The following is a 20,511-nucleotide window of genomic DNA, read 5'->3' on the forward strand; positions in this document are numbered from 1 at the left end:
CAAACCTCCTGGTCTTCGCTCACCACTCGGCGATGGAGCCATCTTCGTGGTGCCACACCGGGTTGCGCCAGCGGTGGCCGGTTTGGGCGCGCTCTACGACGAAGGCTTCGTTGATCTCCACGCCAAGCCCGGGCCCTTGGGGGATGGCGCAGAAGCCGTCCTCGATGGAAAGCGCACTTTTATCCACCAGGTAGTCGAGCACGTCGTTGCCCTGGTTGTAGTGAATGCCCATGCTCTGCTCCTGGATGAAGGCGTTGTGGCTTACCGCATCCAGCTGGAGCGAGGCGGCCAGCGTGAGCGGGCCGAGCGGGCAGTGCGGGGCAAGCGCCACGTCATAGGCCGAGGCGAGCGCGGCGATCTTGAGGCCTTCGCTGATGCCGCCGCAGTGGGAGATATCCGGCTGGACGATATCGATCATGCCGTCCTGTAACAGATCGCGAAACTGAAAGCGGGTGTGCAGCCGCTCGCCGGTGGCCAGGGGGTAGCTGAGCCCGCCGGCGATCTCTTTCAGGCAGGGCAGGTGCTCCGGGGCGACCGGCTCTTCGACGAACATCGGGTGGAAGGGCTCGAGTTCGCGCAAAAGTGCCTTGGCCATGGGGCGATGCACCCGGCCGTGGAAGTCGATGCCGATGCCGACATCCGGGCCGACCGCCTCGCGGGCCTCGGAAACGCGCGCCACCGCCTCGTCGATCTTTTTGTGCGAGTCGACGATCTGCATCTCCGGGGTACCGTTCATTTTGAATGCGGTAAAGCCTTTATCGACCAGCGCACGGGCCCCGGCGCCGACATCAGCAGGGCGGTCGCCGCCGGTCCAAGCGTACATACGCATCTTGTCGCGCACCGCGCCGCCCAGCAATTGGTGAACCGGCACGCCCAGGTCGCGGCCTTTTAAATCCCAAAGCGCCTGGTCGATACCGGCGATGGCGCTCATCAGAATCGGTCCACCGCGGTAGAAGCCCGCGCGGTAGAGCGTGTTCCAAAGGTGCTCGATGCGGTGCGGGTCTTCACCGATCAGGTAGTCGGAAAGCTCATGCACGGCGGCCTCGACGGTCGCGGCGCGCCCCTCGATCACCGGCTCCCCCCAGCCGTACACGCCTTCGTCGGTTTCGATTTTTAAAAACAGCCAGCGGGGCGGTACCTGCCAGGTTTTAAGCCGGGTGATCTTCATACTGCGCTCCTTTAAAAAACGGTTGGGGGCTCATGGCCCGAGGCTAATCGGCCAGGCCCAGGTCCTGGGCCGTGCGCTCAAGCACCTGGTGCGCCGCGGCGCTGGCCGCCTCGGCGTCACCGGCCTTTATGGCCTCGAACAGCCGCGCGTGGCGCTTTAGGCTGTCGTTAAGCGTGGTCAGCTGGTGTTGAGAGCCTTGCACCAGCGCCATGATGCAGGGGCGCAGCAGGTGGCCCATTTGCCGCCACACCAGGTTGTGGCTGGCGTTGTAAATGGCGTCGTGAAACTGCACGTCGAACTCGGCGTGGTGGGCGCGGTCTTCCTGCGCGCTCTGCTGCATGCCTTCAAAGGCCTGGGTGAGGCGATCAATATCCTCTGGCCCCGCCTTTTGGGCGGCAAGCGCCGAAACGACCGGCTCCGCCGAAAGGCGAAAGGCATAAATGGCGCGAATCAGCTGCGGGTCGAGCCGGGTCAGCCCGGTCATCCACACGCTCATCGCGGGGTCCAGAAGGTGCCACTCGTCGATGGCGCGAACCACGCTCCCGCGCCCGGCGGTGCGGGTCAAAAGGCCGGTGGCGGTCAGCCGGGCCAGGGCGGTACGCACCTGGTTGCGGCTAATGGCAAAGTGCTTTGCGATATCGAGCTCTTTGGGAAACGTCTCGCCGGGCTGCCACTGCCCGCTCAAAAGCGCCTGGGCAAGCAGCCTTGCCAGGTCGCCGGCGTCGCCGGAGTGCGCAGGTAGGGCGTCAAGCGGCATTAAAAAAGCTCCTTCACAACGCGAAATAGGCCGTTGTGAAGGAGCTTATTAAATGTCTGACATTAAGACAAGCCGACGTTGGTCTAGTCCAAACCCTCGATATCCTGACGGGTCGGTAGGGCGGCGTAGGCACCAGGACGGGTCACCGCGTGGGCACCACAGCGACAGGCCAGGCGCACGGCGCGCTCAAGAAAGTCCGCGCTTTCGAGTATTTTGAGGAAGGCGGGCTCACCGCTCATCGCTTGGCTTACGCAGGCCAGAAAGCCCCCCATGAAGGCGTCGCCGCCGGCGGTGGTATCCACCGCTTTGACGCGGGGCGGGGTGATGCGCTGCTCGAGCGTCGCCGTTTTAAGGCGCACGTCGTTGGGCCCGTCGGTGATCAGTATGGTCTTGGCACCCGCGTTCAAGCGCTCGGCAAGCCAGGCCTCTTCGCTGTCAGCGCCGCGCAGGTAGTCGAGCTCTTCCTGGGATACCTTGATCAGGGCCGCCAGTTCCAAAAGCGCGGTGACGCGGTGGGGCGAGGCGCTGCCCTCTGGCCACAGGTTGTGGCGCAAATTGGCATCCACGCTGACCAGCGCACCCGCCTTTTGGGCCATGCGCGTTAGCGCAAGCGTCGTATCGAAGATGCCTTCCTCGGTCAGGCTGTTGCTGCATACGTGCCAGATGACCGGTGCCGAGAAAGTGTTCTGGGGCAGGTGCGCGGTTCGATAGAGAAGGTCCGCCGCCGGCGGGCGGTAGAAATCGAAGGTGCGCTCACCTTGCGCGTCGCGGGAAACGAACGCCAGTGCGGTGCGCGCCTGCCGGGTAAACACCACGCCCTGGGTATCGACGCCGTGGCGTCGGAGTTCATCGACGAGAAAGCGCCCGAAGCGGTCGTCGCCCACCATGCCCAAAAACCGGCTGGGCACGCCCAGCCGGGCGCAGGCCACTGCCACGTTGGCCGGTGCCCCGCCGGCGTAGGGCGTGAAGGTTTCCGGGCCGGCTTCATCGCCCAGCCGGCTCGAGAGCATATCGACCAGGGCCTCGCCAAAGGTAACGACCGGGGTCATGCACACCTCCTCTTTGCGCGTTCTCGCGCTCATTGTTTTGTATAAACCCGTCTTGTTCGCGTCAAAAAAGCTTGCCCGAAGGGCTAGAACACCTCTTCGTTATGCAGCGCCTCTGCCGCGCCTAAAAGCCCCGTCCAGGGGTGGGTGACTACCTGAATGGGAATGTCGGCGTTGTAGGCCTGCAGGCGGCCCTTGTCGTTGAAGCTTTGGGCCAGCGCGCTGTGCGGCAGCCAGTCCAGAAGCCTGGGCAAGATACCGCCGCAGAGATACACCCCACCCCGTGCGCCCAGGGTTAGCGTGGCGTCGCCGCACACGTCGCCGAGTATTTTCAAAAAGCGCAAAAGCGCCATGCGCGCGAGTTCGTCGTCCTCGTCGGCGCCCAGACTGATCTCTGCCGGCGTCTCGAAGCGCGGCGCGGCGTCGTTCATTTCACAGTACGCCAGGTAAAGCTCGAAAAGGCCCTGGCCGCAGAGCACGCGCTCGACGCTGACGCGGCCGTGGCGCTTTTGGAAAAAACGCAAAAGCGCGAGTTCGTGCTCGTCGACCGGGGCGAAGCTTACGTGGCCGCCTTCGGTGGGGAGCGGAATCCAGGCGTGGCGGCCGGGAAACACCCCGGCCACGCCAAGCCCGGTGCCGGGGCCGATGATCAGCCGCGCGGCGTGGGGCTGGGCCTTTCCGGCCTGCACCTCGAAAAGGTGGCTTTCATCCACGTGGGGCACGCCTAGTGCCTGGGCGGTGAAATCGTTGATGACCTTGAAAACGTCCAGCCCCAGCGCGGCCTTCACCGCGCTTTTCTGAAAGTCCCAGGGGTTGTTGGTCATCTTGACCCGCTCGTTGTGGACCGGGCAGGCAAAGGCCAGGCACGCCTCGCGCGGGGCGAGCTCGTCCACCGCGCCGACCAGGTTGAGGTAGTCTGTGATCGCCTCGATGGGCCCGGCGTAGTCGGCGCAGGGCAGGTTATGCATGTCGTAAGGCGCGGTGTCACCGGGAATCACCAGCGCAAAGCGGGCGTTGGTGCCGCCGATATCGCCGATCAAGGCCGGTCGCATCAGGCATCTTCCTGGGAAATCTGGTTTTGTTGGCGCGCCAGGTCCTCGGCCTCGAAACCGCCGAACACGCCGGCGCCTTCTTCACCGCGCATCGCCAGGTGGCGAAAGCCGCCAAAGAGCTCCCGGCCCATGCCCACGTGGTACTCGTCCAGGTCCGCGTGGGCCAAACCGCGCTTGGCCCATTCCGCCGGGTCGACCCTGGCTTCGAGAACCCCGGTGTTGGCATCCAGAAAAACCACGTCGCCGTCGCGCAGTTTGGCCAGCGGCCCGCCGTCCAGCGCTTCCGGGCTGATGTGGATCGCCGCGGGCACCTTGCCCGAGGCGCCGGACATGCGCCCGTCGGTCACCAGCGCGACCTTGAAGCCGCGGTCCTGCAATACGCCAAGGAAAGGCGTGAGCTTGTGAAGCTCCGGCATGCCGTTGGCCTTGGGCCCCTGGAAGCGCACTACGACCACCACGTCGCGGTCGAGCTCGCCGGCCTCGAACGCGCCTTTCATCTGGTTCTGGTCATCGAAAATACGCACCGGCGCCTCGAGTACACGGTGCTCCTCGGTCACCGCGGAAATCTTGATCACCCCGCGGCCCAGGTTGCCGTCCAGAACGGTGAGCCCGCCGGTGGGCGCAAAGGGCGTGGCCACCGGGCGCAGCACGTTTTCGTCCAGGCTCGCATCAACGCCTTCGCGCCAAACCAGCTTGCCATCTTCCAGGAAGGGCTCCTGGGTGTAGGCGGTCAGGTCCGTGCCGAAAACGGTGGGGATATCACCGTGAATGAGGCCCGCGCCGAGCAGCTCGCGGAACAGGTAGCTCATGCCACCGGCGGCCTGGAAGTGGTTGATGTCCGCCTGGCCGTTGGGGTAGACCTGCATCAAACTCGGCGTGACCGCGGAAAGCTCGGTAAAGTCATCCCAGGTGAGCGTGATGCCCGCGGCGGCGGCCATGGCGATCAGGTGCATGGTGTGATTGGTCGACCCGCCGGAGACCAATAGCCCGACCACCGCGTTGACGATGGCGCGCTCGTCGATCTGCTGATAGAACGGGCGGTACGCGCCGCCGGGTTCGGTGTTGCGAATCGCCTGCTCGGTGGCAAAGCGGGTCAGCGCCTCGCGCATCTCGGTGCCTGGGTTGACGAAGGACGTGCCGGGCAGGTGAAGGCCCATCACTTCCATCATCAGCTGGTTGGAGTTGGCGGTGCCATAAAAGGTGCAGGTGCCGGGGCTGTGGTAGGACTCGGATTCGGCTTCCAGAAGCTCCTCGCGGCCCACCTTGCCTTCGGCGAACAGCTGGCGCACCCGGGCTTTCTCTTTATTGGGCAGGCCCGAGGGCATCGGCCCGGCGGGCACGAACATCGCCGGCAGGTGGCCAAAGCGCGCCGCCGCGATGAAAAGCCCGGGCACGATCTTGTCGCACACGCCCAGATAAAGCGCGGCATCGAACATGTTGTGGGAAAGCCCCACGGCGGTGGCCATGGCGATTACATCCCGGGAGAAAAGCGAAAGCTCCATACCCGGCTGGCCCTGGGTCACGCCGTCGCACATGGCGGGTACACCGCCGGCGAACTGGGCGGTGGAGCCCATGGCCCGGGCCGCGCCGCGAATCGTTTCCGGAAAGGTTTCGAAGGGCTGGTGCGCCGAGAGCATGTCGTTGTAGGCCGAGATAATCCCTAAGTTGGCGCTGTTCATCAGCTTCAGCGAGTCTTTCTCACCCGGGCTACAGGCGGCGAAGCCGTGGGCCAGGTTGCCGCAGGAGAGTTCGCCGCGGTGCACGCCGCGACGGTGCTGGTCGGCCATGCGCTGCTCGTACAGTGCCCGGCGCTCTTTGGAGCGCTCGGCAATGCGTTGGGTCACCTTGGCGACGGTGGCGTTTAAGGTGGCAGGCGTTGAACTCGGCATAAAAGCCTCCGCAGGGTAGAAACGGTCTTGGGGAACTGTCGTTATTTTACATTTTTAGCATCTATATGAGCGATGTTTCGCCAATAAAAAACCAAATCGGTTGTTTTATTACCTTGATCCGGTGGTTCAGTCGCTCTGCGACACTTTGTGTGCAAGCGCTTCTCGCCAGGTGTGGCGCGGCTCGAAACCGACCAGACGGCGCGCTTTTTCGATGCTGTAGAAGGTCTCAAACTCACCCATTTCGCGCTCGATGGCAACGCCTGCATAGTAGCGCTCGACCACCTGGGCATTGGTCAGGCCGACGGACAGGTCGCTATTGGCCACGTTGAAAACCTCATACCCGAGGCCATCGACTTTCAAACAGCAGTCGACCATTTGGCCCAAATCGCGGGCGTCGATGTAGGCGAATATATTGCGCCGGCGCAGGCCCGGTTCGTCCAGGTAGGCGGGGAAGTTCTCGCGGTACTCGTGGGGTTCGATGACGTTATTGATGCGCAGGCCGTAAATGTCGATGTTCGAGCGCGCCTGGAACGAACGCGCCGTGGCCTCGTTGACCACCTTGCTCATGGCGTAGCTGTCTTCGGGAACGGTGGGGTGCGCTTCGTCGACGGGCAAGTAGTCGGGCTTGCGCTCGCCATCGGCAAAGCAAATGCCGTAGGTGGTTTCGCTCGATGCGAAGATGACCTTGGGAATGCCCAGCTTGGTGGCAGCATCGAGCATGTTATAGGTGCTTAACGTATTGATCCGATAGGTCTCGTTATCCGGCCGGTGCAAAATGGCCGGGATGGCGGCAAAATGCACGATGGCGTCATAGCGCGGCACGCCCGTGCCGGGTTCCAGCTCATGGGCGTTGGCGTAAGCCTGGCAGGCGTTGAAGACCTGGCCTGCATCGGTGAGATCGGTGATCAGGGTGTCGACCCCGGGCACATCCGATTTGACCCAATCCAGGTTGGTCACTTGGTGGCCCTGGTCGCGTAGATAAGCGGTTACATGACGCCCCGCCTTGCCGCTGCCGCCAGTGAATAAAAGACGCATGGTGAGTTCTCCGATTGTTGTAATGGGTCGCGAACGCTTTTTTGCACCGTTTCAATGGCCGCGTGCCCGCCGGCCCCGGGAGTGGGCAGGCGGGCACGCTGGGCGCTTGTTTTCATCTCGAGTCATCTCAAGAGGTCGAGGTATTTTTCTCGTCCACCTCGTCGCGTTTGATGCCAAAGAACAGCGCGTACAGCGTGGGTACGGCGATCAGCGTCAGTATAGACGCGAACAAGAGCCCGCCCATGATCGTGATCGCCATGCTGTTGAAAAAGGCGTCCCACAAAAGCGGAATCATGCCCAAAATGGTGGTGCCAGCGGCCAAAAAGACCGGCCGTAAACGGCTGATGCTGGCATCCACAAGGGCTGTGAAGCGGGCCTTGCCTTCACTGATCTGACCATCGATCTCGTCGACCAGCACGATGGCGTTTTTCATCAGCATGCCCGAAAGGCTAAGCATGCCCAAAAGCGCGGTGAACGAGAAGGGCAGGCCGGTCACGAGCAGCCCGATGACCACGCCGCATACCGACATCGGCACCACCAGCCAAACGATCAAGGGCTGTCTGAGCTTGCCAAAAAGCAGAATCGAGGTGAGCACCATGATCAGAAAGCTCATCGGCAGCTGCTGACCCAAGGACGCCTGGGCGTCGCCGGAGTCCTCGTGCTCGCCGCCCCACTCGAGGGTGTAGCCCGGCGGAAGCGCGATGTCTTCGATCTCGGCGCGCACGGCGTCAAACGCCTGGGCGGCGGTGTAGCCCTTGTCCGGCTCGGCGCCCACGGTCAGCGTGCGCACCCGGTTGCGCCGCTCGATCAGCGCCTCTTCACTGCGTATCTCGAAGTCGTCGATCACCTGGGAGAGGGGCACGAAACGCTGCTGCGCCTGGCTATAGACCTGGCGGTCGCTGAGTAGCGCCACGTCGTCGCGCTCCGCCGCGGGGGCGCGGGCGGTAATCGGTATCAGGTGTTCGCCTTCGCGGTAGGTGCCGGCGCGAACGCCGGAGGAGGCGAACTGCAGCGTCTGGGCGATATCTTCGCGGGTGACGCCGGCGATGCGCGCGCGTTCTTCGTTGATGAGAGGCGCGACAATGAGCTCCTGCTGGCGCCAGTCGATACGATCATCGATCAAAAGCGGGTTGGCGGCCATGCGCTTTCTTGCCTCTTCGCCGAGCTTACGTAGCACCTGGGGCGAGGGCCCGGCAAAGCGCGCCTCGATATCCGCGCCGTCGCCTGGGCCGAACTGCAGCCGCTGAGTGCGCACCTGGGCGTTGGGGAAGCGCTCGTTGAGCTCCTTGTAGAACTTACGGTCCAGCCCGTCGATGGGGTCGAGCTCATTGGTGCGAATGATGAACTGGGCGTAGCCGGTATTGGGCTGCTCCGGCGAGTAGGTGAGCATGAAGCGCGTCGCGCCGCGGCCTACGAAACTTGCCACCGAGACCACGTCCTCCTGCTCGAGAATATAGGCTTCGATCTCTTCGACATCGCGCAGGGTGGCGCGAATGTCCGCGCCCTGGGGCAGTTCATAATTGATGAAGAACAGCGGCGTGCTGGAATCCGGGAAAAACGACTGGGGCACCAGCGTGAACGCCCACATGCAGACCCCGGTAATCACCACCAGCGCGGAGACGGTGATGATGCGCACCTTGAGCGCAGCGAGCAACAGCGTACGATAGGTGCCGTAGACGATACCGCGGGGCTTATCGTCGTCCTGGTCGTTCTGTTGGCTATCGCCGTTCTCGTCGCTTGCTTCTTCGCGTTGCTGGTGCTCCCGGGACTCCTTCTCGCTTGCTTCGTCCGCGTCGTCCTCTTCGCCTTTTTTGCGCAGCAGGTAATAGCCGAATAGCGGGGTCGCGGTCAACGCGAGCACCCAGCTCAGCATCAGCGATACTAAAATGACGATGAATAGCGAGAACATGAACTCGCCGGTCACATCGCTTGAAAGGCCGATGCCCGCAAACGCCATGATGCCGATGAGCGTGGCGCCGAAAAGCGGCATCTGGGCGCGCTTGGCGGCGTCGCTTGCCGCGCGCTTGGCCTTCATGCCGCCTTTGATGTTGGTGACCATGCCTTCGGCCACCACGATGGAGTTATCCACCAGCATACCCATGGCGATGATCAACGCGCCCAGCGATATACGCTCCATCTCGATGTTGAAAAGGCCCATCACGAACAGCGTACCCAGCACCGTGAACAGCAGCGTACTGCCCACCACGACGCCGATCTTCCAGCCCATGACCAGACACAGCACGCCGATGACGATACCCACGGACATAGCCAGGTTGATCAAAAAGTCGTTGATGGCGTCATTGACCACGTTGTGCTGCTCGTAAAGCGGGTGTAGCTCGACCCCCAGCGGAATGCGGGTTTGAAGCTCCTCCATGCGTGCCTCGACCGCCTCGCCGATTTCGATGATGTTTTCCGTGGCGATACCGGCGATGCCTAAGGTAAAGGCGGGCTTGCCGTTATAGTGCACGACGTGATCCGGGATCTCCGTGGGCTGGCGGTAGATCGTCGCGATATCGGAAAGCGCCACCTGCTCGGTGGTGCCGGGTCGGCCGATACGAATCGACTCCAAAAGCGTGGTGCTGTCGATACTGGAGCGCGCCACCAGGCGCACCTGGCGGTCGCCCACTCTGAGCGTGCCAGCGTCCTCCACGGCGTTTTCGGTTTGAATGGTGTCGATGACCTGATCGATCGTGACGCCCAGGGTGGTCAGGCGCTCGTTGGAGATATCGATATAGATCGTCTCTTCGCGCTCGCCGGCGGAACTGACCCGGGCGACCCCGGGTACGGCGAGCAGTTCCCGCTGCAAAAACGTCGAGATATCGCGAATCTCGCGGGTCGAGAAACCCTCGGCGGTGACCGCATAAAAAAGCCCGTACACCTCGCCGAAATCGTCGTTGACCTGGGACTGGAGCGCCCCCTGGGGCAGGTCGGCCTGGGCGTCGTTCACTTTGCTTCGCAGCTCGTCCCAGATTTGCGGAAGCTGATCGCTGCCGTAGGTGTCCTGAATCTCGACCTGGATTTCCGAGCGGTTGGGCAGCGATTTGGAGTCGAGCACGTCGAGCTGCTCCATCTCCTGGATGGCACGCTCAAGACGTTCGGTGACCTCCTCTTCGACCTCTTCGGCGGTGGCGCCGGGGTAGGGCGTGTTGATGATCGCGTAGGGAATGGTGAACGACGGATCTTCGAGCTTGCCGACGGTGTTGAAACCCCAGATGCCGCCCAGTACGCAGATGACCACCAAAAGCCAGGTGTTGATCGGTTTTTCGATCGAGCGCTTTGCAATATCCATAACGCCCCCTTAAAGCGCGTTTTCGAGGGGTTTGACGCGCATGCCCTCGCTCAAGAGGTGCGCGCCGGTGGCGACCACGCGGGTGCCTTCTTCCAGCCCCGCGATGATCATCACCTGGTCGTCGACGATCTCGCCGACACTAACGGTTTGGGGGCTTACCTCGCCTTCGTCGGCATCGAACACCCACACGCGAAACGCACCTTCTTCGTCGCTGTCCAGTGCGCTGCTGGGCAACACGATCAGCGGGCTTTCGATCTGCGCGTCGGGTTGGATATAGACCGTGGCGGTGGTGCCGGGCAGGGCGATGAGGCCATCACCCACCGGGGCGTACTCGACCTCGTAGGTCTGGGCGACTTCGTCAGGCTCGGTCACGTGTTCGCGGTACTCGAGTGGAATGCGCTGACCCGGGAGCGTGGCGATTTCCGCCTCGGCGCTGAACGCACGGCCGTTCTCCAGGTGCTGCATCAGCGCCTGGGGCACGTTGAAGCGAATGCGCAGCTCCGAGATATCCTGAATACGCACGATTTCGGTGTTGGGCGGCACGGTGGTGTAGTTCTCGACCAGGCGACGCGCGATCAGCGCATCGAAGGGCGCGTGAATCGTGGTGTAGGCGAGTTCCTGGCGAGCAGTGTCGCGCTGGGTTTCGGCGCGCTCGGATTCGGCTACGGCGGCGTCCAGCGCCGCCTGGGACGCCGCGCCCTGGGCGCGCAGGGTGCGCTGGCGGTCCAGATTACGCCGGGCCTGCTCGAAATCCGCCTCGGCGGCGCGCAGCTGCAGCACGTAATCGGTTTGGTCGAGCTTTGCGATCAGCTCGCCTTCGGGAATGATGGCCCCCTGAACCGCGGGGAATTCCTGTAGCCGGCCGCCGACTTGGAAGGCGTAATTGACCGTGCTGCGCGCATCGACCCGGCCCACGAAGCGCCGTCCGGGGTAGACGGACTGCTGCTTCGCTTCCACCAGTTTGACGACCTGGGCGGGGCGCTGTTGGGGTTCTTCGTCGTCACCGCAGCCGGTTAGTACCAAAAGCGTAATGAACAAAGCTATCCATGAAAAAACCGGCCTCATTGCGTCGCGTCTCCCTGCGGGCAGTAGCATTTTAAAACGGGGTGGTATTACATCAGGCACCTACTATAGTGGGTGCCTGAAAAAACGCGAACAGTCGTTTTAATTTTTAAGCCCTCGAGAAGCCAGATTTTCATGGCCGGTCCGCGCAAGTAAGTGATTAAAAAAGCAAGGAGAATCGATGAAGAAGGGAGTCTTTAAGCGCCACTGGCTGAGCGCGGTGGGGCTGGCGCTTTTAACCGGCTGCGCGGTGGGGCCCGAGTACGAGCGCCCGGAGATCGCGCTGCCCGATACCTGGCCCGAGCAAATTACCCTGAGCCAAACCGAGCGCGGGGAGTGGCGCGACTGGTGGCGCCAGTTCGACGACCCGGCACTCAACGCCTTGGTCGAGCGTGCCACCGAGGACAACCTGGAGCTCGCCGTGCAGTTGGCGCGCATTCAGCAGGCCCGGGCAGAGCTCGGCTTTGCCGACGCGGACCGCTTTCCCACTGTGGGCTATCAGCTCGAGGCCAACCGGGAGCGCATGCCGGGGGCATCGATCCCCATCGACATCGACCCGGTGCAGGATCTTTTGACCTCGGTCAACAACGAGTTCTCGCTGGCGGCAAGCCTCGAGTACGAGCTGGATCTGTGGGGCCGGCTCGAGCGCCAGCGCGAGGCGGCGTTGGCCTCACTGGGCGAAAACCTGTTCGCCCGGGACGCCGCGGAGATCGGCGTGATCGCCGATGTCGTCACCACCTATTTCGATTTGAAAAACGCCCAGTACCAGCGCGATATTCTCGAAGAGACCGAGGCGACCTACGAAGAGACCTACCGGCTACAGAAGCTGCGCTTCGATCTGGGTGACATCAGCGAGCTCACTTTTCGCCAGGCCGAGGCCGAGTGGCGCAGCGTGCGCACCGAGCTCCCCCAGGTCAATCAGCAGGTAGAAACGCTGAAAGGAGCGCTGGCCACATTGGTGGGGCTAACGCCTGCGGAGCTGATGGGGGAGCTCGACTACGGCAACACTCGGCTGGTCGAGATCGCCGAACCCCAGCGTTTGCCGCAGCTGTTGCCCTCGGAGCTTCTACAGCGCCGCCCGGACATCCGCTCCGCCGAGGCGACGCTGATCGCCGCCAACGCCCAGGTGGGCGTCGCCGAGGCGGCCAGGCTTCCGTCGATCAACCTGACCGCTTCGCTTGCAAGCGTTGCCGCAGACTCGAGCGACCTGTTCACCGACAACGCCCGCGCCTGGGGGCTGGGCGCCTCGGTGGTCGGCCCGATTCTGGATTTCGGCCGCACCCGGGCCAACGTGGAAGTGGCAGAGTCCCAGGTCGAGCAGGCCGACGCCCAGTACCGGCTCACCGTGCAGACCGCCTTCGTCGAGGTGCGCGACGCGCTCAATAGCTACCGGTTCTCCGAGCAGCGCATCGAGGCCGCGGACGAGGAGCTCGCCGCGGTATCGCGGGCCCGCGACCTGGCGGTGCTGATGTACGACCAGGGCCAAACCAGCATGCTCGAGCGCCTGGACGCGGAGCGCTCGCTGCTCTCCGCCAGGCTCGACCGCTCGGCGGTGCAAAGCGACCGCTTGACCGCCGTGGCCACGCTGTTCAAAGCGCTGGGCGGTGGCTGGGAGAGCCAGCCCCGCTGATATCCGGGGCGCAGAGGCAAAGCCAGCGCGGCCAGGCTTTGGTATCATGGGTGTCACTCGCGACGGGTCTGCTTCTGGCAGGCCCGTTTCTCGTGGCCGGCGGTTTTTTCCGGCCCGATTTTAAAACCTTGACCCACCCCGTTCGCGCCGGAGCCCGCCATGGACACCCTGATTTCCCGCATTCAGCCCATCGATGCCGGCATGGAGCGCCAGGCCAGGGCCTATCTGGACTCACTCACCAAACCCCCGGGCAGTCTTGGGCGGCTGGAAGACCTGGCCGTCACGCTGTGCCAAATCAGCGCCACGCTCACCCCCGATGTGACCCCGCCCGGGGTAATCGTCTTTGCCGCCGACCACGGCGTGGCCGCCGAGGGGGTCTCCGCGTTTCCCCAAGCAGTGACCGCGCAGATGGTCGCCAACTTCGCCAGCGGCGGGGCGGCGGTCAACGTCTTCGCCCGCCAGATCGACGCGCGGCTGGAAGTGGTCGATGTGGGCGTGGCGAGCGATATCGAAGCGTCCGGGGTGGTCGCTGCCAAAGTGCGCCGCGGCACGCGCAACTTCGCCCGGGAAAACGCGATGACCGGGGATGAAGTGGAAAGTGCGATGCAGGCGGGCGCGGAGGCCGTTGCGCGCGCTCAAAGGGCCGGCTGTAAAAGCCTAATACTCGGCGAAATGGGGATCGCCAATACCACTGCCAGCAGCGCGGTGCTGGCGGCGCTTTTGAACCATCCGGTGTCCGCGCTGGTCGGGGCGGGCACGGGCCTGGCCCAGGATTGTCTCGCGCACAAGGTGGGCGTGATCGAGCGCGCCCTGAACGAGCGCACCTATAGCGAGGCGCCGCTTTCGGTGCTGGCCGCTCTAGGCGGGCTGGAGCTTGCCGCCATGGCCGGGGCCTATCTTGGCGCCGCCGCCAACCGCTTGCCGGTGGTGGTCGATGGCTTCATCGCGACCGTGGCGGCGCTGGTGGCGGTGCGGGTGTGCCCCGCGGTGCGCGATTATCTGGTGTTCGGCCACCGCTCCGCGGAGCCTGGCCACACCCTGGCGCTCGAAGCGCTAAGCGCCACGCCGCTGCTCGAACTCGACATGCGCCTGGGCGAGGGCAGCGGCGCCGCGCTTGCCTTTCCGTTATTGACCGCCGCCTGCGCCATGATGGGTGAGATGGCCACGTTTGCAAACGCTGGCGTTGCAAGCGAGTGACGGTTGGGCTGGTGCTTTGGGCGGTCGCGGTCGATTTAGCCGTTGGCGACCCTCGGCGGCTGCCGCACCCGGTGGTGGGTATGGGCCGGGTGATCGATTTTCTGGAAGCGCGACTTAATCACGGCGGCGCTCTTGCCCGGCGCTTCAAAGGCGGGCTTTTAACACTGGTCGTGGTGGGTGGGGTATTTGGCCTGGCGACGTTGCTTCTCGATCTGTTGAGCAGGGTGCACCCCTGGCTTGGCCTGGCCGCCGAGCTTTGGCTGCTCGCCACGACCTTTGCGATCAAGGGCCTGGCCGAGGCAGGGCGGATGATTGCCGCGCCGCTCGCCCGGGGCGATTTACCCGGCGCCCGCCAGGCACTGGCCAGGGTGGTGGGCCGCGATACCCAACGGCTGGATGAGGCCGAGATCGCCCGCGGCGCGGTGGAAACCGTGGCCGAGAACAGCGTCGACGGGATCACCTCGCCGCTTTTTTTCGCCCTCATCGGCGGCGCGCCGCTGGCGCTGGCCTACAAGGCGGTCAATACGCTGGATTCCATGGTGGGGTATAAAAACGCCCGCTTCGCGGATTTCGGCTTCGCCTCGGCGAAGCTTGACGACATCGCCAACTGGCTACCCGCGCGGCTGACCGCGGTGTGTCTGTGGGCGGCGGGGGCGCTTTTAGCGGCCAGCGGTAAAGAAACCCTCTTCGTGGCCGATGCCTTTACCCATACCCGGCGCCAGGCGCCGCGCCACCCAAGCCCCAACGCCGGCTGGCCCGAGGCGATGGTCGCCTGGCTCATGGGGGTGCGCCTTGGTGGGGTCAACTATTACCAGGGCGTGGTTTCCCATCGCGCAACGCTGGGGCCGGGAAGTGTCACGCTCGGTGCCCGGCATATCGCCGTGACGATTCGCCTGATGCATTTGGCCTGGGGGCTTTTTTTGTTGATGATGATCATCTGTGGTTGGGCGGGAGGGGCGCTCGAAACGCTCGCTTCGGCGGATGGTGTGGTGATTCTGCGCCTGGGGGCCGAATGATCGCGTTCATAAGCGGCGGGGCGCGCTCGGGAAAGTCCCAGCTGGCCGAAACCCTCACGCTAAAAGCCGCCCAGGGGCACTGCTACTACGTGGCGACGGCGCGGGTGAGTGATGCCGAGATGGCCGAGCGCGTAGCGCAGCACCGGGACCGGCGCGACAGCCGTTGGGTCACCCTCGAAGCCCCGGTTGATCTTGACCAGGCGCTGGCACGTATTCCGGCCCACCAGGCCGTGCTGGTAGACTGCCTGACGCTCTGGGCCAGCCAGCTCCTGTTCAGCGCAGAGCTTTCCGAGGAGGAAGGCGTCCGGCGCCTCGAGGCGTTCGTGCAACGAGCCCGCGCCCGGCACCTGCACTTGGTCGTGGTCTCCAACGACATCAACGAGGCGCTGCTGCCGGAGGACCCGGTGGTCTGGCGCTTTGTAAGCTTTCTGCAGCGCCTGCACCGTTTGCTGGCCCAGGAAGCCGACTCGGTGGTCGAGGTCGTCGCCGAGCGCGGCGTCGAGTGGAAACCCGCACATACCGATTAGAAGAGTCACCGCCTTGAAAAACGCCCTGTTCGGCGCCGTGCTGGCGTTTCAGTTTTTGACCCGCGTGCCGCTGCCCATCGAGTGCCCATGGAACGCCGCCACCCGGCGCTGGGCGCTGCGAACCTACCCGGTCGTGGGGCTTTTTATCGGCGCCGTGCTCGTGCTCGTCGCGCATTTTCTGGAGTACGTTGCTATGCCCGCGCCGCTTGGCGCGCTGGCGCTTTTGAGCCTGTGGGTCGCGCTGAGCGGCGCCCTGCATCTCGATGGCGCGATGGACCTGGCCGATGCGCTGGGCAGTAACCAGCCGCTGGCGCGGCGCTTCGAAATCATGAAAGACCCCCAGGTAGGCAGCTTCGGCCTGCTGGCGCTTTTTTTCCTGCTGGCCTGGAAGGCGGTGCTTTTATGGGCGCTGCTCGCCTACCAGGCGCCGCTCGTTTGGCTTTTGGTCATTCCGGCGCTAGGCCGCTTCGCGGGCGCGGCGTTTCTGGTGCTAAGCCCCTGCGCTCATCAAGCGGGGCTTGCCTACAGTTTCAAGCGCTCGCTTACCGCGCAAGACGCCGTGCTTGCGCTGGTGCCGCTACTGGTCGTGGCGCTTTTTTACCCGGCGCTGGTCCTGTGGCTCATGGCGGCGCTTTTGTTTACCGCGCTTTACCGGGCGGGTGTTCTGCGTGCCTTCAGGGGCATCAATGGGGATATGGCCGGCGCTTTGATAGAAGGAGTTGAACTGTGGCTTTTGATGGTGATGTGGAGCTGGTGGTGGTTCGCCACGGGATAACCGCCTGGAATCTGGAGCGGCGCTACCAGGGCCAGCGCGATATTCCGCTGTTGTTGCCCGATGCGAAAGAGGGCCTCGATACCCTGCGCGAAGCGCTGGCAAGGGAGGCGTTCGACGCCATTTACGTGAGTGACCTGACCCGCTGCCGACAAACCTTCGAGTGGATCAAGCCCGAAGCCTGCGTAGCGCCGGTCCATGACGAGCCCCGGCTTCGTGAACTCGACTTCGGCGACTACGAGGGCAAGGTGTACGACGAACTCAAAAACGACCCGGGCTATCGCGCCTGGATTGATAGCGTAGGAGAGCTTAGAATCCCCGGCGGCGAATCCGCGGGTGATCTGCGTCACCGCCTGGACGCCTGGCTCGAGGACGTGGCCCAAAGCGCCCGCCAGTGCGGCCATCGGCGCATACTGGCGGTCACCCACGGCGGGGTGATTCGCGAACTAAGACGGCGTTTCGAGTCCGTGCCTTTCTGGGAGGCCACGGTGCTCCAGGCCACCGGCCGGCGCCTGACACTCAAGTATCACGCTCAGCAAGAGGGGTGGCAATGCAGCTTTTCATCGGCGGTGCCCGCGCTGGAAAACGAGACGCCGTAAAAGCGCGCTTTGAAAACGCCGCCTGGTGGACCCTCGCCCCGGGCCAGCGCCTGGCGGACTGCCACTCGATACTGGTGCCCAACAAACCACTGGTGATCAACGGCTTTTTAAACTGGGTGGCGCGCCACGGCGAGTACGAGGCGGATAACGAGCGCCTGCGCGCTCAATGGCGTGAGGATATCGATTTTCTATGCCAGGCCGCCGCGGCCCGCAACGCGACCATCGTATTGATTTTAAACGAAGTAGGCCGAGGCCTGGTGCCCATGGCCCAGGACGACCGCCGCCTGCGCGATTTGAACGGCTGGCTGAGCCAGGACGCGGCGAAGAAAGCAGATAGGGTGTGCTATGTCCGTCACGGCCTGGTGCAGTCCATCCGCTAGCGGTTTCGCTTGAAAAACCTCTACTAGAAAAACCTCTAATAGACCCCTCCTAAAAAGCCCTGCCTCGTTTGGATGGCGCATGCTTGGGCTATCCATGTGGAAAGCCCAGGCATGGTCCGATAGATCAGATAGCGCGCCAAGTGGGGGACCGATGTAAGAGATATCTTATTTTCGTGTAGGACTTTATCGTTTCTCCTCCAGAGTCGACTGTTTAACTGAATTCGTTTGTTATTCTCTGCGGGTCTCGGCGGCGTAGTCAGTCTGACGCTGCTTACGGCGCGGCGGGTCACTACCGCCCCGCAGCGCTAATCCATTGCAGAAAGGCAAACACATGAACTCCTCGATACAGAGCCTCGATACTCCCCAGGGAGAATCGCATTCTTCCGGGTACTTGCCGCGTATGTTTCAAATGCGCGGTCGAATAGGTCGGGTGCGCTTTATAGCCTATTCGGCCAGCATGATTGTCCTGTTTTGGGGGATAGTGGGTTTTTATTTGGAAGTGCTCCCGCTAATGATCGAGAATGCGTCTCTCTATCGTGGGCTGTTATTGGTCGTCATGGTGTTCATGGCTCCGCTGGCCGTACTGCAGACTCTTTTTACAATTCGTCGCCTTAACGATATGAACGTTATGGGCTGGGCAAGCCTTGTGTCTTTGGTGCCCATGATTAATCTTTTCTTCTATCTCGCTTTGATATTGAGTCCCGGTAGCCCTGGCGATAATGCGTACGGGAAGCCCCCTTTGCCCAATGATCACAACGTGCACCGCTTGTTGACCTCACTGGTTTTGATATTTCTTTTGGCGATTGTTCTGATAGGCATGTACAGCGGCGAAGCATAATCAGGCGAGGCCCTGGCGATATCAGCGATCACGATACAAATTGACCCTTCCATCCCGACTTGCTAGTTTACGCCCACCTTTGGGTGCTGGCGGTTTATCTTGCCGCCAGTTAAACGGGAAGCTGGTGCCCATTCCAGCGCTGCCCCCGCAACGGTAATCGAGTCAAGAACGGCCAATATGCCACTGTGTCGCCCGCGACATGGGAAGGCGGCCGTTTGAAAAGGGTGCTCTTGAAGTAAGCCTCTTTTGCTCGTCAGCCCGGAGACCGGCCCAAACGTCAGGTTTTAGAACCACTACTGCCGAGTCGCGGAGGGCGTGCTTAGGGCTGATACGGGCCACCCACGCTCGCTATTTCCCCTTGTCCACTCTTTGCCCGGCCCTATAAAAAATCGGCTGTGCGGGTGAGCACGGCCAAAGGGACCCACCATGTCATATTCGCGTACCACCTCCGGGCTTACCGCCTTGACGCTTGTCGCACTGCCGCTGGCCGCCTCCGCCCAGTCAGTGCCTTCCTCGAACATACCAAACGATGATCAGGCCCTCGACCCGGTCGTGGTGACTGCCACGCTCGCCCCGCGCACCGCCAACCAAAGCCTTTCATCGGTTACCGTACTGGACGAAGCCACCTTTCGCCGTCAGGACCCGGTGAGCGTCACCGACCTGCTCCGCGGCCAGCCCGGCGTGGATGTTTCCAGCAACGGCAGCTTCGGCAAGAATTCGAGTGTCTTCATTCGCGGCACCGGCAGCAGCCAGAACGTATTGTTGATCGACGGTATTCGCCTGCGCTCGGCCACCAGCGGCGGGGCGGCCTGGTCGTATCTGGACCCGCGCATGTTCGAACGCGCCGAGGTCGTACGCGGCCCGCGGGGCAGCCTTTACGGCGCCGATGCCATCGGCGGGGTGGTGCAGCTTTTTACCCACCAGGCCGATGAAGAGGGCCCCCAGCCGCGTCTATCCTTCGGCGGCGGCTCTTTCGGCACGGCGCGGGCCAGCGCCGGGATCAGCGGGCGCGAGGGCGGCACCCGTTACAGTTTCGCCGCCAGCCATTTCAATACCGACGGCGAGCCGGTGCGCCGCGATGGCGACGACAAGGGGTTCGACAACACCACCGCGCTTGCCCGGGTTTCGCACACTTTTGATAACGGCGCGGAGACCGGCGTATTGGCCCTGCGCGCCCGCGGCAATAACGAGTACGACGGTGGCGAGAACGACTTCGTCCAGCAGGTGGCCGGGGTGTATGGCGAGCTTCCCGTACTCGATAATTGGCGCTCGCGAGTGACCCTCTCCGAGGCCCGGGACGAAAGCGACAACATCGACGACCTGGGTGTCTCCACCTTCGATACCAAAATCCGCACCGCGCGCTGGGAGAACACCTTCACCACCGGCGCCCACGAGTTCATCGCCGGCGCCGAGTACAGCGAAGACAAGATCGACAGCACCATCGATTACGACGAGACCAGCCGGGACAACACCGCCGCGTTCACCCAGGCGCTTTTCGACTTCGCCCCGTTCACGCTGCAGGCCAGCGCCCGTTTCGACAGCAACGAAAGCTACGGCGACGAGGTGACCGGCAGTGTGGCGGCCGGCTTCGATATCGATGCCCACCACACCCTGCGGGCAAGCTACGGCACCGCCTTTAACGCGCCGACCTATAACCAGCTTTACTACCCGGACTTCGGCAACCCTGACCTCGACTCCGAAACATCCGAGACCGTCGAACTCGGCGCGCGGGGCCAGTACGCGCGCTGGTTCTGGGACGCTGCGCTCTACCAGACCGATATCGACGACTTGATCGCCGGCCAGGGCGAGCAGTTCAACGTGCCCACCTCGCGCGTTCGCGGCGTCGAGCTATCGAGCGGTGTAGAAATCGATGCGTGGACCTTAGCCGCCGCACTCACCTACACCGACCCGGAGAACCGCGCCACCGGCAACCGGCTGCAAAACCGCGCCACCCAAAGCCTGCGTTTGGATGTGGACCGCGCGCTGGGCGAGTATTCCGTGGGCGGTTCCTGGGTGGCGCAGAATCACCGCTACCGCGATGCGGCCAACGACGACCGCCTCGCCGGTTATGGCCTGGTGAATCTTCGCGCCGGCTGGGAGTTCGCGCCCCTGTGGAGCGCCCGGGTGACGCTGGAGAACGCCCTGGATCAGGATTACGTCACCACGCGCTCGTTTGACGGCGCCGACTACATCAACGCCGGCCGCGCGGCGTTTTTGAGCGTCAACTTTGGTCAATAAGTGGCTCGTGGGCCTG

Annotated in this window: 17 protein-coding genes and 1 riboswitch; of the genes, 9 read left to right on the forward strand and 8 right to left on the reverse strand. The window is 63.3% G+C overall.

The genetic code is table 11. The features are described 5' to 3' along the window. Window positions 1–19: 19 nt before the first annotated feature. From dgoD to ACWFVE_RS06285, 8 genes are all read right to left on the reverse strand, one after another. Window positions 20–1,168: a galactonate dehydratase gene (dgoD, locus tag ACWFVE_RS06250; protein ID WP_447528417.1), complete on the reverse strand. Its 1,149-nt coding sequence runs from the start codon at window positions 1,166–1,168 to the stop codon at window positions 20–22. 43 nt (window positions 1,169–1,211) lie between these two features. Further along, window positions 1,212–1,925 carry a FadR/GntR family transcriptional regulator gene (locus ACWFVE_RS06255; RefSeq protein ID WP_447528418.1) on the reverse strand — a complete coding sequence of 238 codons (714 nt, stop codon included), beginning with the start codon at window positions 1,923–1,925 and terminating at the stop codon, window positions 1,212–1,214. Window positions 1,926–2,008: 83 nt separating this feature from the next. Continuing rightward, complete coding sequence (locus ACWFVE_RS06260; protein ID WP_447528419.1) at window positions 2,009–2,974, reverse strand: carbohydrate kinase family protein; 966 nt, start codon at window positions 2,972–2,974, stop codon at window positions 2,009–2,011. 83 nt (window positions 2,975–3,057) lie between these two features. After that, window positions 3,058–4,023 carry a glucokinase gene (glk, locus tag ACWFVE_RS06265; RefSeq protein WP_447528420.1) on the reverse strand — a complete coding sequence of 322 codons (966 nt, stop codon included), beginning with the start codon at window positions 4,021–4,023 and terminating at the stop codon, window positions 3,058–3,060. Continuing rightward, the gene (edd, locus tag ACWFVE_RS06270) at window positions 4,023–5,912 is read right to left on the reverse strand and encodes a phosphogluconate dehydratase (RefSeq protein WP_447528421.1); all 1,890 of its coding nucleotides are present in this window, start codon (window positions 5,910–5,912) and stop codon (window positions 4,023–4,025) included. Before edd ends, glk begins: the two co-directional genes overlap by 1 nt. 126 nt (window positions 5,913–6,038) lie before the next feature. Then, window positions 6,039–6,947, reverse strand: coding sequence for an NAD-dependent epimerase/dehydratase family protein (locus ACWFVE_RS06275; protein ID WP_447528422.1), 909 nt, complete (start codon window positions 6,945–6,947; stop codon window positions 6,039–6,041). A gap of 127 nt (window positions 6,948–7,074) precedes the next feature. Next, a complete protein-coding gene (locus ACWFVE_RS06280) occupies window positions 7,075–10,236 on the reverse strand; it encodes an efflux RND transporter permease subunit (protein ID WP_447528423.1) in 3,162 nt (1,053 codons plus the stop codon). Between the two features lie 9 nt (window positions 10,237–10,245). Then, on the reverse strand, window positions 10,246–11,301 hold the full coding sequence (locus ACWFVE_RS06285; RefSeq protein WP_447528424.1) for an efflux RND transporter periplasmic adaptor subunit: 1,056 nt from the start codon (window positions 11,299–11,301) through the stop codon (window positions 10,246–10,248). 178 nt (window positions 11,302–11,479) lie between these two features. Between ACWFVE_RS06285 and ACWFVE_RS06290 the strand changes: the two genes are divergently transcribed. From ACWFVE_RS06290 to ACWFVE_RS06330, 9 genes are all read left to right on the forward strand, one after another. Further along, entirely contained in the window at window positions 11,480–12,928 is a 1,449-nt protein-coding gene (locus ACWFVE_RS06290) for an efflux transporter outer membrane subunit (protein ID WP_447528425.1), read from the forward strand. 159 nt (window positions 12,929–13,087) lie between these two features. After that, window positions 13,088–14,125 (forward strand): nicotinate-nucleotide--dimethylbenzimidazole phosphoribosyltransferase, encoded by a 1,038-nt coding sequence (cobT, locus tag ACWFVE_RS06295; RefSeq protein WP_447528426.1) that lies wholly within the window; start codon window positions 13,088–13,090, stop codon window positions 14,123–14,125. Then, window positions 14,122–15,141, forward strand: coding sequence for an adenosylcobinamide-phosphate synthase CbiB (cbiB, locus tag ACWFVE_RS06300; protein WP_447528427.1), 1,020 nt, complete (start codon window positions 14,122–14,124; stop codon window positions 15,139–15,141). Before cobT ends, cbiB begins: the two co-directional genes overlap by 4 nt. Further along, a complete protein-coding gene (locus tag ACWFVE_RS06305; RefSeq protein ID WP_447528428.1) occupies window positions 15,138–15,668 on the forward strand; it encodes a bifunctional adenosylcobinamide kinase/adenosylcobinamide-phosphate guanylyltransferase in 531 nt (176 codons plus the stop codon). The genes cbiB and ACWFVE_RS06305 overlap by 4 nt, the downstream gene beginning before the upstream one ends. A gap of 13 nt (window positions 15,669–15,681) precedes the next feature. After that, window positions 15,682–16,443, forward strand: coding sequence for an adenosylcobinamide-GDP ribazoletransferase (locus ACWFVE_RS06310; RefSeq protein ID WP_447528429.1), 762 nt, complete (start codon window positions 15,682–15,684; stop codon window positions 16,441–16,443). Then, window positions 16,395–17,039, forward strand: coding sequence for a histidine phosphatase family protein (locus ACWFVE_RS06315; RefSeq protein ID WP_447528430.1), 645 nt, complete (start codon window positions 16,395–16,397; stop codon window positions 17,037–17,039). Before ACWFVE_RS06310 ends, ACWFVE_RS06315 begins: the two co-directional genes overlap by 49 nt. After that, window positions 16,991–17,419, forward strand: coding sequence for a bifunctional adenosylcobinamide kinase/adenosylcobinamide-phosphate guanylyltransferase (locus tag ACWFVE_RS06320; protein WP_447528431.1), 429 nt, complete (start codon window positions 16,991–16,993; stop codon window positions 17,417–17,419). The genes ACWFVE_RS06315 and ACWFVE_RS06320 overlap by 49 nt, the downstream gene beginning before the upstream one ends. A 331-nt stretch (window positions 17,420–17,750) precedes the next feature. Next, entirely contained in the window at window positions 17,751–18,257 is a 507-nt protein-coding gene (locus ACWFVE_RS06325; RefSeq protein ID WP_447528432.1) for a DUF805 domain-containing protein, read from the forward strand. Window positions 18,258–18,321: 64 nt separating this feature from the next. Next, a riboswitch (cobalamin riboswitch) is annotated at window positions 18,322–18,545 on the forward strand. A gap of 138 nt (window positions 18,546–18,683) precedes the next feature. Then, entirely contained in the window at window positions 18,684–20,495 is a 1,812-nt protein-coding gene (locus ACWFVE_RS06330; RefSeq protein WP_447528433.1) for a TonB-dependent receptor domain-containing protein, read from the forward strand. The last annotated feature ends 16 nt before the right edge of the window (window positions 20,496–20,511 follow it).

It is taken from the genome of Vreelandella mediterranea (assembly GCF_970647075.1).

Bases quoted from the DNA above. Each gene is read 5' to 3' on its own strand.
- dgoD (WP_447528417.1), bottom strand. From the start codon at position 1,168: ATGAAGATCACCCGGCTTAAAACCTGGCAGGTACCGCCCCGCTGGCTG.
- ACWFVE_RS06255 (WP_447528418.1), bottom strand. From the start codon at position 1,925: ATGCCGCTTGACGCCCTACCTGCGCACTCCGGCGACGCCGGCGACCTG.
- ACWFVE_RS06260 (WP_447528419.1), bottom strand. From the start codon at position 2,974: ATGACCCCGGTCGTTACCTTTGGCGAGGCCCTGGTCGATATGCTCTCG.
- glk (WP_447528420.1), bottom strand. From the start codon at position 4,023: ATGCGACCGGCCTTGATCGGCGATATCGGCGGCACCAACGCCCGCTTT.
- edd (WP_447528421.1), bottom strand. From the start codon at position 5,912: ATGCCGAGTTCAACGCCTGCCACCTTAAACGCCACCGTCGCCAAGGTG.
- ACWFVE_RS06275 (WP_447528422.1), bottom strand. From the start codon at position 6,947: ATGCGTCTTTTATTCACTGGCGGCAGCGGCAAGGCGGGGCGTCATGTA.
- ACWFVE_RS06280 (WP_447528423.1), bottom strand. From the start codon at position 10,236: ATGGATATTGCAAAGCGCTCGATCGAAAAACCGATCAACACCTGGCTT.
- ACWFVE_RS06285 (WP_447528424.1), bottom strand. From the start codon at position 11,301: ATGAGGCCGGTTTTTTCATGGATAGCTTTGTTCATTACGCTTTTGGTA.
- ACWFVE_RS06290 (WP_447528425.1), top strand. From the start codon at position 11,480: ATGAAGAAGGGAGTCTTTAAGCGCCACTGGCTGAGCGCGGTGGGGCTG.
- cobT (WP_447528426.1), top strand. From the start codon at position 13,088: ATGGACACCCTGATTTCCCGCATTCAGCCCATCGATGCCGGCATGGAG.
- ACWFVE_RS06305 (WP_447528428.1), top strand. From the start codon at position 15,138: ATGATCGCGTTCATAAGCGGCGGGGCGCGCTCGGGAAAGTCCCAGCTG.
- ACWFVE_RS06320 (WP_447528431.1), top strand. From the start codon at position 16,991: ATGCAGCTTTTCATCGGCGGTGCCCGCGCTGGAAAACGAGACGCCGTA.
- ACWFVE_RS06325 (WP_447528432.1), top strand. From the start codon at position 17,751: ATGAACTCCTCGATACAGAGCCTCGATACTCCCCAGGGAGAATCGCAT.
- ACWFVE_RS06330 (WP_447528433.1), top strand. From the start codon at position 18,684: ATGTCATATTCGCGTACCACCTCCGGGCTTACCGCCTTGACGCTTGTC.